Origin of the sequence: uncultured Methanofollis sp. (assembly GCF_937919355.1) — an archaeon.
GTDB lineage: Archaea > Halobacteriota > Methanomicrobia > Methanomicrobiales > Methanofollaceae > Methanofollis.
This window is the reverse complement of record NZ_CALFSA010000031.1, coordinates 1-12,882: the sequence shown is the minus strand read 5'-3', so window position 1 is coordinate 12,882 and position 12,882 is coordinate 1. Positions and strand designations below refer to the sequence as shown.

General features: G+C 60.4%; 12 protein-coding genes. 7 read left to right on the top strand and 5 right to left on the bottom strand.

From position 1 onward, the window contains the following. Positions 1–400 precede the first annotated feature (400 nt). The 4 genes from Q0520_RS01695 to Q0520_RS01680 form a co-directional block, all read right to left on the bottom strand. A complete protein-coding gene (locus tag Q0520_RS01695) occupies positions 401–2,326 on the bottom strand; it encodes a methyltransferase domain-containing protein (RefSeq protein WP_298665803.1) in 1,926 nt (641 codons plus the stop codon). Positions 2,327–2,548: 222 nt separating this feature from the next. Next, positions 2,549–3,079, bottom strand: a complete 531-nt coding sequence (locus Q0520_RS01690; protein WP_298665802.1) for a ferritin — start codon at positions 3,077–3,079, stop codon at positions 2,549–2,551. 88 nt (positions 3,080–3,167) lie between these two features. Further along, entirely contained in the window at positions 3,168–4,007 is an 840-nt protein-coding gene (locus Q0520_RS01685) for a thiamine pyrophosphate-dependent enzyme (protein ID WP_298665800.1), read from the bottom strand. Continuing rightward, positions 4,004–5,650 carry a 2-oxoacid:acceptor oxidoreductase subunit alpha gene (locus Q0520_RS01680; protein ID WP_298665798.1) on the bottom strand — a complete coding sequence of 549 codons (1,647 nt, stop codon included), beginning with the start codon at positions 5,648–5,650 and terminating at the stop codon, positions 4,004–4,006. Before Q0520_RS01680 ends, Q0520_RS01685 begins: the two co-directional genes overlap by 4 nt. Positions 5,651–5,743: 93 nt before the next feature. Between Q0520_RS01680 and Q0520_RS01675 the strand changes: the two genes are divergently transcribed. Next, entirely contained in the window at positions 5,744–6,244 is a 501-nt protein-coding gene (locus Q0520_RS01675; protein ID WP_298665796.1) for a hypothetical protein, read from the top strand. A gap of 6 nt (positions 6,245–6,250) precedes the next feature. Here the strand turns inward: Q0520_RS01675 and Q0520_RS01670 are convergent, their stop codons facing one another. Then, positions 6,251–6,934: a 2,5-diamino-6-(ribosylamino)-4(3H)-pyrimidinone 5'-phosphate reductase gene (locus tag Q0520_RS01670; RefSeq protein ID WP_298665794.1), complete on the bottom strand. Its 684-nt coding sequence runs from the start codon at positions 6,932–6,934 to the stop codon at positions 6,251–6,253. Between the two features lie 145 nt (positions 6,935–7,079). Between Q0520_RS01670 and Q0520_RS01665 the strand changes: the two genes are divergently transcribed. The 6 genes from Q0520_RS01665 (at position 7,080) to Q0520_RS01640 (ending at position 11,799) form a co-directional block, all read left to right on the top strand. Then, positions 7,080–8,489, top strand: a complete 1,410-nt coding sequence (locus Q0520_RS01665; protein WP_298665792.1) for a PAS domain-containing sensor histidine kinase — start codon at positions 7,080–7,082, stop codon at positions 8,487–8,489. Next, positions 8,479–8,844, top strand: a complete 366-nt coding sequence (locus Q0520_RS01660; protein WP_298665791.1) for a response regulator — start codon at positions 8,479–8,481, stop codon at positions 8,842–8,844. The genes Q0520_RS01665 and Q0520_RS01660 overlap by 11 nt, the downstream gene beginning before the upstream one ends. Before the next feature lie 207 nt (positions 8,845–9,051). Further along, positions 9,052–10,323, top strand: coding sequence for a hypothetical protein (locus tag Q0520_RS01655; RefSeq protein ID WP_298665789.1), 1,272 nt, complete (start codon positions 9,052–9,054; stop codon positions 10,321–10,323). 229 nt (positions 10,324–10,552) lie between these two features. Next, entirely contained in the window at positions 10,553–11,125 is a 573-nt protein-coding gene (locus Q0520_RS01650) for a DUF4013 domain-containing protein (protein WP_298665787.1), read from the top strand. A gap of 70 nt (positions 11,126–11,195) precedes the next feature. Beyond that, a complete protein-coding gene (locus Q0520_RS01645) occupies positions 11,196–11,600 on the top strand; it encodes a DUF2178 domain-containing protein (RefSeq protein ID WP_298665785.1) in 405 nt (134 codons plus the stop codon). Continuing rightward, the gene (locus tag Q0520_RS01640) at positions 11,593–11,799 is read left to right on the top strand and encodes a helix-turn-helix transcriptional regulator (RefSeq protein ID WP_298665783.1); all 207 of its coding nucleotides are present in this window, start codon (positions 11,593–11,595) and stop codon (positions 11,797–11,799) included. The genes Q0520_RS01645 and Q0520_RS01640 overlap by 8 nt, the downstream gene beginning before the upstream one ends. The last annotated feature ends 1,083 nt before the right edge of the window (positions 11,800–12,882 follow it).

Sequence of the window (12,882 nt, the reverse complement as noted above, 5' to 3'; positions counted from 1 at the left end):
AGTGTACCTGTTTACATAATAGTTTCCATTCTGACTTCTTCCAGCAATGGCATCTCCAGTGATGAAGTCAAGGGCTTGGAATCCAGGCAATTTCCGGCCACACTCCTTTGCCTTCCCCGGCACCCCCGGACCGGGATAGAGGATGCATTACCCTGGCTCATACCGGCGGCCCGTGGGCATCGAGTCCTGCCGGATTTCATCCTGTTTTGCCCATGGGCGTCGATATGGCCGGATCTCTGGATCTCCTCGATATGGCCCTGAAAAGGGTGTGCGATCCCGGGATCGAAGGCTGATACGGGCGTATCTGACCCCGGGGGTGTCTGGCGGGGCACCACATTAAAAAGAGGTCAAAAAAAGTAAAGGCCCATCTCCCGGGCCTGCGGGACTTACGGTCAGGCGCTCACACCCGCTTCTCCCCGAACCGCGCCTCTGCGGCCTTCAGGACCATACCGATCATCTCCGGGTACGAGATCCCGGCGATCTTTGCCATCTTGGCAAGGTGTCCGTCCCAGCACCATCCGGGGTTCGGGTTCACCTCAAGGAGTTTCGGTTCGCCGTCGGCCGAGATCCGCCAGTCGAGACGGGTATAGTCGCGACTCCCGAGCCTTTTCGTCATCTGCACGCTCCACTCGATGATCTGTTTCTCGGTCTCCTCGGGGAGGTCGGCCTTGATGGAGGTGATCTTCCAGTAAGGCGATTCCTGGACCCACTTTGCCTCATAACCGCAGATCCTGGGAAGTCCTGCCGGGAGAGCCGAGTAGTCCTCCTCGATGATGGGCAGGACTGTGTACGACTCCGGCGGGTTGCCGATGATCCCGACCGAGAGGTCGGGGCCGGTGAGGTACTCCTCGACCAGGACCGGTTTCTCGAAACCGAAACGCAACCTGATCGACGCGATGGCGCGTGTCAGGTCTTCAAACGAATATGCCACGCTCTTCTCGGTGATCCCGAAACTGGAATCCCCGGAGTTTGGCTTCACGATCGCGGGCAACCTGAACGGTATCTCGTGGGCGATCTCCTCGCCGCGGACGAGCACTGCCTCGGGCACCGGGATGTGCATCTCCCGCGCCACGCCCCTTACAAGAGACTTGTCATAGCAGAAGGCGAGGCACTGGGGGGCCGACCCGGTGTACGGTATCCCCAGGATTTCGAGGAGGGCGGGGACGTGCAGTTCCTTCCAGGGGTCGTTGAGGAATCCCTCGTCGCAGAGGTTGAAGACGTAGTCGGTCTTGCCGCGTACCCGTTCAAGGTCTGCGAGGAGGGTGTGGTGGTTGTCGAGGAAGGAGAAGCGGTACCCCTTCTGCTGTTTCAGCGCTTCTTTGAGTTCGTTGATGGTGTAATAGTCGTCATCGTCGAAGACGCAGTTCGGCTTGATGTCGTCATTGAGGTGTGGGTCCCCGAATATGACCGTCACCTGCCGCACGTCGGAATCCACACCCTCTGCCGGTTCAGTCCATGCCTTGCTGAACGTGCCGGTGACAATGATCCGCCTCTCCATCATGCCAAGGTCCTGGTTCCGTGCCGACTCGGTCGCGATCTCGCCGTGCCTCTTGATGCTGGTGAACCCGGCAGACGCAAGGAGTCCCTCGATCTTCTCTCCGGAGTATAACCGCTCGGCATAGAACTGGTCGGCGATCACCCCTTTCTCGACATGGGTGATCACCTCACGGGAGATCAACCGTGCACCGTCTGCCGAGAGTGACCGCTCCCTGCAGACGAAATGCTTCTTATCGATCCATTCCCAGGACCGCTTCTGGAAGTTGTCCCTGAGATACTCCCCGTCCGAGATGTCGATGAGGATCCTGCCGCCCGGTTTGAGGACGCGGGCGACCTCGGAGAGCACCATGCGGTCGTCCTCCCCGCTCTCAAAGTAACCGAAACTGTTCCCGAGAATCATGACGACATCGAAAGAGTCGGTGCGATACGGGAGACGCCGGGCGTCCCCTTCCCTGAACCTGACATCCAGTCCCTCTTTCTTTGCTGAGGTCCGCGCCTTCTGGACCAGGTAGTGGGACCGGTCGAGTCCTTCGGCGGCAAAGCCGCGCCTGGCCAGTTCGAGGGTGTGCCGCCCCTGCCCGCAGCAGACGTCGAGGATCCGGTCGTCCTTCTTGAGGTCGGCCGCTCTGGAGAAGAGGTCGATCTCCTTTACCGTCAGGGCGTCGTCGCCGACAACGTCGCCGTCTGTCTTGAGGTAGAGATGGTTGAAGATCTCCCTCCACCACTCTGGCGAGACGTGAGCCTCAAGGTTGTTCACCGGACCGAGCGACCTTTCCTGCACTTTTTTCTTCTTTCCGTCAGAAACCGTGGTTGGTTTTCTTTTGTTCATTGAGGCAGCACTCCAGCATGCACATATGGTCGATCCAGCCCGGACCTGGCCGGGTACAGGTGGTATGCCCGGCGCGGCACTGGAGATCCCATCTGCTATCGTGGTGAATGATACTACATAGGGTTTTGCCGGGGGCCTCCAGGCCGACCTCTCATATGGTCGCTTCGCGACCGGGGCGGGCAGACCCACGGCAGGAGCGCGTTCCGGGAAAAAAGGGAGTGATCAGGGGACACTCTGCCCGCCGTTTCCAGCCGCCGGCGGGGTGAAGACCCTCATACCGAGTTCTCTGTCGAGCACGAGAAGGGCGTTTGTGTCGGTGCCGATCCTCTTTAGTCTGCCCAGGATCTCGGTGTCGTTCGCCTCCTCCTCGACCTGCTCGTCCACGTACCACCGCAGGAGATTGGAAGTGGCGTGGTCCTTCTCTTTTGCGGCGATATCGACGAGGTCGTAGATCATCTTCGTCACCTTCTGCTCATGGGCATAGGTGGCCTCGAAGATGGCGAGGGGGGAGTCCCACGCGTTCGGCGGCGCCTCGATCGGGAGCATCGTCAACCGACCGCCCCGTGCGAGGCAGTAGTCGAAGAATTTCATGGCATGGAACTGCTCCTCCTGTACCTGGACCCGCATCCAGTTCGCAAAACCGGGCAGGTTCTCCGCCGAGAACCAGGCCGCCATCGAGAGGTAGAGGTAGGCGGAGTAGAGTTCCCGGTTGATCTGCCGGTTCAGCGCCTCAAGCATCGTGTGCGAGATCATGGTGTCACCAGAGTCCACCGTGGGAGAGACAGGTTATATAGTTTGTGAGATGCCCTCTCCCCCTGATGGGCGAATGACAGCGGGATCTCTATGTCCTCTCCCGGAGAATGTCCCTGATCATGCGCCCCCTCTCCTCAGGCCCCGCGCCTCCCATTGCGGGCCAGGGATCGATTGGCGCCTCCTCCTCGTAGAAGATGCCGAGGGCGATGGGTGCGTCGGCCGAGTAGTCCCATTCTCGTGCCCGTGTCATCGCCCCGCCGAGGTCGGCGGTGTCGTGTCCTTCGAGCAGGTAGACGCGGTCGTTGTAGTAGTCTGTCAGGTTGTTGTAGGTGGCGCAGACCTGGAGGACGTCCACGAAGGAGAAACCGCGGTGGAGGACTGCCGCCTTCAGCACCTCCCTCAGGTGGTCCATCTTCCGCGTGTATGTCCGGGCGACGAAGGTCGCACCCGATGCGAGCATCAGGGCGACCGGGTTGATCGGCCTCTCCCTGATGCCGCCCGGCGTTGAGCGCCCCCTGAACCCCTCGTACGAGGTCGGGGTGTACTGGCCGGTGGTCAGGCCATAGACCCTGTTGTCGTGGATGATGGCGGTGATGTCCTGGTTCCTCTTCGCCGCGAAGACGAGGTGGTCGAGGCCCTCGGCATAGGCGTCGCCGTCGCCCGCGCAGGCGACGACGGTGAGGGCCGGGTCTGCGAGTTTGATCCCCGACGCCACCGGGAGGGTGCGGCCGTGGATGGCATAGAAACTGTTGACCGCGAGGTAGTCGGCGATCTTTGCGTGGCACCCGATGCCGGTGACGAGCACGATGTCCTCGGCCCGCCTCCCTTCCTCGGCGAGACTCACGAGGACGTCCTTGAGGGCGTGTTCGATGGCGAAGTTCCCGCACCCCGGGCACCACGTGTTCTTCGCCGCGGTGATCAGGGTCATGCTGTCGCCTCCTGCAGGCGCCTCTCCAGGTCTTCGAGGGCGAAGGGTCGGCCGTCGTACTTCCCGACGACAACGTCGGCCCTGATGCCGTGGACTGACACAAGCCGGGCGAGTTGTCCGGTGATGTTCTCCTCCACCGCGACGATCAGCCCGGCCCCGGCAAGTGCGGCCTTCACCCGCATTTCGGGGAAAGGCGAGAGGACGACCGGCCTCACCACCCTGAGGCCGAGACGCCCCGCGGCCTCGGCGCAGACCCCGGCCGTCGAACCCCAGCAGAGGAGGGCGGTCTCTGCGTCGGGGTCGCCGGCGGTCGCCACGCATGGATAGCCTTCAAGCACCCGTGCGGCGGCCACACCTTTCTCCCGGAGTTTTTCGGCCATCCGCGCCACGACCGCCCCGTCTTCGGTGGTGATCCCGTCTTCGTCGTGGGCATAACTGTTCACCTTCACCGTCGCCCCCGCAGTGCCGGGAAAGGCGAGGGGCGAGACCCCGCCTGTCCCGATCTCATACCTGCGGTATTCACCCTCCCCTTTCCAGAGCGACGGCCCGAGCGCCGGTCTTTTCTCCGTCTCCCCGAAGGAGAAGATCCCTTCGCCGAGGTTCTTGTCGGTGAGGAGGACTGTCGGCGTCTGAAAACGCCAGGCCAGGTCCAGGAGCGCCCCGGCCCAGTACCACGCCTCCTCGGGCGTGCCCGGCGCCGCGACGATCCGCGGGAACTCCCCCTGCCCTGCGGAGAGGGCGAAGAGGAGGTCGCCCTGGGCCGAGTACGTCGGCAGGCCCGTGCTCGGGCCCGGCCTCTGGCCGAGGACGACGAGGACCGGTATCTCCGCCATGCCGGCAAGGGAAAAGCCCTCGGTCATGAGACAGAACCCACCGCCCGAGGTGCCGACAGCGACGCGGCGACCGGCATAGGCGGCGCCGAGTGCGGTGAGCATCACGGCGATCTCGTTCTCCGGGTGGACGACGCTGATGCCGAAACGGCCAGCAAGCCCTGCAAGGGTATGGAGGATGCTTGACGAGGGGGTCATCGGGTAGGAGACATATCCCTCCAGGCCGGCGTCGAGGAGGCCGAGGGCGACCGCCTCATTCCCGCTGAGGATGGGGAGCGGATCTCTGCCGGTTGCGGGGAGGTGCAGCACTTCCCGTGAGAGGTCATACCCCCGGCGTGCGACCCGGAGGTTCGCCTCGATCTCTTTTGGTATCGCTCTCCTCACGACCTCTTCGACCGTCGTCCACGGGACGCCGCAGGCCCTGCTGAAGGCACCGATGACCGCGGAGTTCTTCGTGACCGGCGGGGCCTTCTCCTCTGTTACGATTGCGTCGAGGTCCACGGCGATCCCGTCCCCCTTCACGACGCCGGCGTCCCTGATGATACTCCCCCCCTCCTTCAACCAGTCTATATGGCGCCGCACTGTCTCCTGGTCCATCGCAAGGAGGAGATCGATTTTTTCCCGGTGACAGCGGACTTCTTCCTCCGCCGCCCTGACGACCGCAAAATTGTGCCCCCCCTTGATGAGGGAGGGGTAGTCGTAATACATATACGCCCGCAACCCGCGCGCCGAGAGGATGCGGACGATGAGCATCCCCGCGATGTTGATGCCTTCTCCTGCCCTGCCCCCGATGAGTACAGAGATCTCGTTCATGGTCTACCTCAGCGGCAGAGGTCAGGGACTCCACATATAGGTTCGCCCGGTGCAGGCACAACGCTCAAATAGAGGAGATTCAAAGATGAAAGCATGAAAAGCGTTGCTCTCATGCTTGTTCTGGCAGTAATGGCTGTTTTCGTCCTTTCTGCCGGGTGCACGGGATCGTCGCCTGTGACGCCGACCCCCACCCCGACCGCCACCCCCACGACGGCCGTGCCCGAACCGACCCAGACGGTCTCTCTCGAACCTGAACCGACCGATGTCCTGCCCGCCGACTACAAGGTCGCCACTCAGGTGCAGGAGGACCCGGTCTACCACACCATAACCGTCACCTTCAGCGGCGGCCTCGGCCAGGAGAATGTGAAGGAGTTCTCCGCCACCGTCATCCGTTCAGACGGCACGCCTGAGTCGAAGGCCCTCACCAAACCCTCTGGCCGCTCCCTCGCCAAGGGGCAGAGTCTTGAGTTCAATGGAACGGCCGGCGACGACCGCGTCCAGGTCTGGGTCGTGATGGACCGCCCGCTTGGCAAGGACGCCATGACGAAGTTCAAGATCTGGGACAACATCGTCGGTGCCAAGGGGACGAAGTAATCCCTCTCACTCCTTTTTTCTGACCGTCCACCTGAGCAAGACGCCGTCGTCGATCCTCTCGACGCCTGCAAGGTCGAGGTGCGGGAACTCGTTCTCCGCGACAAAGCCATCACCGTCCGCGGGTGTCGGTGCGTCCCTGCCGCCGATGACGACTGCGCCGACATAGGTGATGAGTTCGTCGACAAGACCGTCCCTGAAGAGCCCCCAGATGAGCGTCCCCCCTCCCTCGACCATCACCCGCCTGAGGCCGCGGGTACCGAGTTCATCCATGAGTCTCCCGAGGTCGACCTCCTCCTCCCCGGCGACGATCACCTCCGCCCTCTCCCTGAGGGTGCTGACCCTTGCCGCAGGGGCCGACGCAGAGACCGCAACGATCCTCCGCCCCTCTCCCTTCACCAGGATGTCGGCGTCAGGCGGCGTCCGTGCCGCCGAGTCGACGACGACCCGCACAGGGTGCTCGTCACGTCCTCCTCGCCTGCGCGCCGCCTTCAGATCCGCGGACTTGACCGTGAGAGAGGGGTTGTCCGCGAGGACGGTGCCGATCCCCACCATGATGCCATCTGCGCCGGCCTTGATGCGGTCGACGCGTTGAAAGTCGGCTGTTCCTGAGATCTTCACCTGGCGCCGTTCTCGTGTCGAGATCTTCCCGTCGGCGCTCATCGCAAGGTTGACAAAGACGTACGGGCGCATGTTCTGAGGTTTTGATCCGCTCTGATTTATTGTGTGCGTTTTCTTTTTTTCCAATGTCGTGATCTTTTGAAATAAAAAGAAGGCAATATATAATCGTCAGATTCACATTTCTGTCCACATGACATCGAGGGATTGGAATACCCCCATGATCTCACCCTGGGACCTGAAGCACTGGATATACCTGATCGGGATCAATGGCCCACTCTTTGGCCTGCTCTTCCTCATCATCCTGTATTCCTTCATGCACACGGCGGGGGTTGCCATATCCTATCTCTACTATATTCCTCTCGTGATCGTGGCGACCTGGTGCTCTAACAGGTCGATCTGGACGGCGGCCGCACTCTCCTCCGGGTATACGGCAGTGACACTCTTCCTCATGTTCAGTGATTATGCCGTGGATCCGGTTATCCTCTTTCTCTTTACCATGCTCTATCTCTGGGGGATGACGGCGGTCACGTTCTTTGGTACGGTTTCGTCGGGGAGGTTCCCCTATTCGGTCTTGCGGGAAGGCTCCACCTTTTTTTTCGATGCAAAGAGTCTCCGGATCACCCGTGCCGATCCCGCTCTCGCCGAGATACTGGGCCTGCCTGCCCATGAGATTCAGGGCATGCCCCTCGCCTCGGTCTGGGAAGACCATGCTGATATGAAGGCTTTCTGCGCCGTGCTGGAGAAGGGGGGGACCGTCCTTCACTGCGAGACCTATTTCCATGGCCCCGCAGGACGACAGGTGCCCGTCCTCCTCTCCTGTGTCCCGGGCATTCCCGAGCACAAGTGTACGGTCCTCGACGTCACCTCCCTGAAGGCCTTCAGGGACGTGCGGTCGGTCAGGGATGATGCTGTCAGAAAGTGCGCTGCTGAGGCCGAAAGGCGACAGGACTTTATCTCCACGGCGGCCCACGAACTCAGGACTCCCCTCCAGCCGGTCTTCGGCTACCTCTATCTCCTCCTTGAAGACAGGCAGAAATACGGTCTTGGTGAGGAGGTCTGCCGTATCCTCCGGATCTGTATAGAGAATATCAACCGCGAACGGAATGCCGTGAACAGAATGCTGGAACTGAGTCTTCTTGAGGAGGGAAAAGTGCGGTGCGACCGTGACCCTGTCGACCTTGCGGGTATTGTCGGGGAGGTGCTTGCCTGTCACGACTTCGGCCGCGATGTGTCGATATCCCTCAGGATACCGGAGCATACGGTCATCTCCGTGGACCATGACCAGTTTTTCATCGTCCTTGAGAGTCTCATCACCAATGCCGTCCAGTACAGCAGGAACCCGAAGGTCGTCGAGATCTCGTACGCCGAGGCGGAGGCGGCCAGATATGTCATGGTGAAGGACAACGGTGTCGGGATCGATCCCGGGAAGATCGGGGCGATATTCGAACCATTTTATCTCGCCGACGGGAAGAGGACGACCCGCACCTTCAACAGGATGGGCCTTGGACTTTCCATCGCCGAGAAATACGCTCACCTGAACGGGGGAGAGATCAGGGTCGAGAGTGTGCCCGGCAGGGGGAGTACATTTACCGTTGTCCTCTGGCAGGGGGAGGGGCATGAGGCATAAGATCCTGGTCGTCGACGACGACCGTCCCACCCTTGAGATGATCTCCCTCCTTCTTCTGAGGGGCGGGTATGAACCGGTCGTCTCGGCGGATCCTGTGGAGGCACTCGACATCGCCCGTCTTTCCCACCCCGACCTCGTCCTCCTCGATGTGCTGATGGAACCGATCGACGGGTGGCAGTTCCTCGACACGCTCATGGTCGATCCGGCCCTCTCTCATCTCCCTGTGATGCTCTTCACCGCCTGCCCTCTCGTCGGCGGTGAGCACGAGAGATATCGCGGGCATGTCGTGAGGGTTTTCCAGAAACCGGTGTATCCGCCCGAGTTGATGAAGGCGCTGGAGAGATTTTTTAGCTGAAGGATCTTCTCTCACCATTCCCGGTCTTCGAAACTCTCTCTTTTCCGTATCGTCATCTCCGGGATCCGCCGGGTGCGGGATATCTATATATATCTGGACCATCATTTCCGTATCGTCACGGGGGTGACGGGTCGCGGTACTGTTATTGTGAGTGCCGTCGTCTGCGTGCTCTCCGATGAACCTTTGTTGCGAAAATAGGAGAGATAGATGATGAAGTATGTACTCTATGTTGCGCTGGTGCTCTGCGCCCTGCTTCTCGTACCGGCCGGTGCGGTCCCGGTTGAGGGTGAAGGGGACGTCGCAGCGTATAATTCACTGGAACTCAGGTCCCCGGAGACTCTGAGCGATGTTGTTGAAAGACCTCTCTATGCGGGGTGGGGTATTCCTGTCGGCACCGTATCGGTCTGGACTGAGAACGGAAATCTTATGGTCGCCTGTACGACGACGGGGGGCTGGACCCTGAAAGGAGTGCGTCTGCATGTGGCATGCATCGAGACCGGGTTTATTCCCGGTATGGGTCGCGGGAACCCTTCGAAGATGAGTGAGGTGGGATCTGACCGGGGTTGGCAGGAGACTGCCGGCAATAACGGTTATCCTGTCCCTGAGAACAGAAAAGGAAACTCGATCGCCGGACACTTCGAGTATAAGGCCAGCTATCCTGATGGCGGGAGGACCACAACAGGCCCCATCGAGGTGGGCCCTGTCACCCGTGCCGCCGTGTACGTCTCCGCCCATGCCACGGTTGCACGTGGCGGGGATATGATCCCTCTGCCGCCGCCAGGCGTCGTGACCTATCTCCCTGTCCAGTACAACAAGGGGGGAGCCTCTGATGTCTCCTCCCTCTTTACCGCTACCATCACCGGCGGAGGACTGGACGGCGTCTACCCGGCGTGGTGCATCGACTATGACACTGCGATCCGGTCAGGGACGGAGTACACGGCGAATTTCTATCCTGCATACGGCCGTGGCGTACCCCCTCCCCTCCGGGACTATGAGGAGGACGACCTCTCCTGGGAGGAGATCCTGCACTGCATCGCCTATCTGATCAACCATAAGGAGGGATCGTACACCTTCCCGTCCGCCGACCCCTTCTTCCCGGGGGAGACCGTCTCCTGGTCCGACCCTGAGAACTGGAAGGAACTCCAGGGGGCGATGTGGTGGGTCGTCAAACCCTCGTTGATGCCGGAGAATATGGTCGGGACATCTTCCGGAGGCCAGATCAGGTGGGATAACAGGATCACCTATGCAATCCTCTCTTCCGCCCGTGCCGACGGTTTCGCCTCCTTCAAACCCGGGTGCGGCGACGTTGCCATTGAGATCGTCGACCCCTACTCGCCCGGTGCGCCCGAGACGCCGCGGCAGTTGATGGTCATCGAACTGCCCGACCCCTGTGGACCTTACAAGGAGAAATGCGCGTGGGGGGTGGGGTGCGGTCTCTTCCCGGGAAAATCCGGGCAACATATCTGCCGCATGCGGTGAACAGCAGCATTGATTGAACCTGATACGGCCAGGTCTCTCTCCCGGCCGTATTCTCTTTTCCCCTGGATGTGCGGTGGCCCTTCCTCCCCTGTCCGGCATCAGATCATTCTTATCGCCCGGCCACACACCTGATACACGCGGGATCATGCCGATGGATTACAGTGCACTGTTCACGGATGCTGCAGAATATACGCGGGACACTTTTGTGGGACGGTGGAAGGATGCGTTCATGCTACTGGTCAGCCTCATTATCTTCCCGGTTTTCTTCGGGCATATTGTGCGGGTGATGCGCGGGGAGAAGCCCGCACCGCCGGTGGAGTGGTCGCTGCGGTCGTTTGCGGACGGGATCAAGCTCCTCGTCATCTGGTTCTTCTACACCCTCCCGGCGATTGTGGCCGGTAGCCTGCTCGTCGGGTACGTCGTCGTTATGTATGAGATGGAGGGCGTGAAGGCGATCGAACCCGTCCTCCCCGAGATCATCGGTGGTTTCCTGGTCGTCTTCGTCGTCTATATCTTCACGGCACTGGTCGCAAACCTTGCAGGGGTCAGGTTTGCACGGGAGCGGAGTTTCTTCGCCGCGTTTTCTATCAGGAAATTATGGGGCCTTGTTGACCGCCTCGGCGTCTGGGAGTACGTCGTTGCGGTGGTGCTCATCTCTGCCTTTTCAAACGCGGTCGTTACCGTTATCATGCTCATCCCCGTGGACATTGTCATGTTCGCCCTTGAAGTGCTGGCCTTCATCCCGCTGGCAGTCTTTCAGGCGCGGTATTATTCCCGCATCTACGACCTGGCGACCGAGTGAGAGGAACTCCCCCTCCTCCCATGTCAAGTTATATTAACATGGTTCGCGAACAGATGTACTTGCATAGTCCATGGATCGAAGCCGTTTTTTCCTCTGTATTGCACTGATCGCCCTTGCCGAGGCGGCTGTATTCGGGGTAGCCATTTTTTCCGGCTATGACGGCCTTGCCGAACTCTCCTTCTATGTCGCCCTCCTCCTGATGTTTGTCTGCCGGCAGCGCGTGAAGGGCGTGCTCTGGGACGAGCGTCTTGCGAGACTCGACGAGCAGGTGGCCCTGAAGACCCTCCGGGTCGCCCTCTTCCTGATGCTCTTTTTCGGGGCGGGTTTCATCGTCTCGGGCGCCATGCTTCACCTGGAGAGGGCCGTCAATGACGGGTTCTTCCTGCTCTCCATCGCGGGCGGGATCATCCTCCTGTACCTGATCTTCTGGATCCTGGCGATGAAACCGTACTGGAACGAGGGTGAGGATGAATAACCGGCTCAAGGTCTTCAGGGCGATGCACGACCTGACGCAGGAACAACTGGCCCTGGAACTGGGGGTGACCAGGCAGACGATCATCGCCATCGAGAAGAACAAGTACGACCCTTCCCTCGACCTCGCATTCAAGATCGCCCGTTATTTCGGCGTCACCATCGAGGATGTCTTCAACCCTGATGCTGCCGCCAGGGACTGAGGCGTGGCAGGCGCCGGCGTCTCGGTTCACTTTTTTTGTGGAGCATATTCCAAAACTCTCTTTTATTCCCCCAATCTCTGCATGGGGAGCTCGGGAGAAAATTTCATGATCTGGTCAATGTCTTCCCGAATTCCATGAAGAATCGTGCGAAACCACCGCCTTCCCCCACCTCTCTGCCGGGGGACTGACGCCCTCGCAACTCGAAAATCAAAGATTTTCTCGACTCCCGCAGGTCGTCCCTCCGAAAATAGGATGGGACGGTGGAAGGATAATCCCTGCATATCGAAGAAGACTGCCATCCCTCCCTATCGTAATTGTGGGGGTGGGGGGGAGGAAGGTGGTTGATCCACGTCTCCTCTCAGGGAAGGGAGAGAGAGATCGTTTGGGCAGTTCGCCCTCTGCCTTCCCGGCCCTATCGCACTGCGGGGGAACGAGCGTCAGCGAGTTCGAGAAAGCCGTTAGGCTTTCGAGATGCGAACGAAGTGAGCTGGAAAAGGTCATAGACCTTTGAGCAGTCCCCCGGCGCGAGCGTGCGGGAAGGCACGCTGGCCAGCAGACCACACAGAACACTTTTCATGGGGTATGCTTGAGCCAGGGATCCATGCCTGCTTCAACAAAGCTCTTTTTTGAGAACTACAAAAAACCGATCCCCTGTCTCTCCAACGTACAGGCCTGAGACTCCTCGAAGTTCTTCGAGGAAGTCCGCCCGTCTGGATTGAAGGGATGGCGGTGATCCCGCGCTTCCTTCATCGGAGCAATCAAGGGTACATCGACCCGAAGAGGAGGGTCTCTCCGAAGCCCCTGAAACGATGAAAAATGTGCGTCCAGGAAAAAAAGAACCGCCCGGCCGCACATGAATGAAGTGGTGGTGTGCGTGCGGTGCGGTCGGGCGGGTGTCCATCTCTGGTGATGACGGACCGGGCGGTCCCCACGACCGCCCGGTCGGATGTGTGTGTCTCCTGTCTCAGATGAGGCCGAGGACCATGCTGATGATCGCCATGACCGCCGGGGCGATGAGGGCCTTCCCGAGGGGGAGGTCATGGGCGTGGACAAGGCCGTAGGCCTCGATCACGACCGACCAGA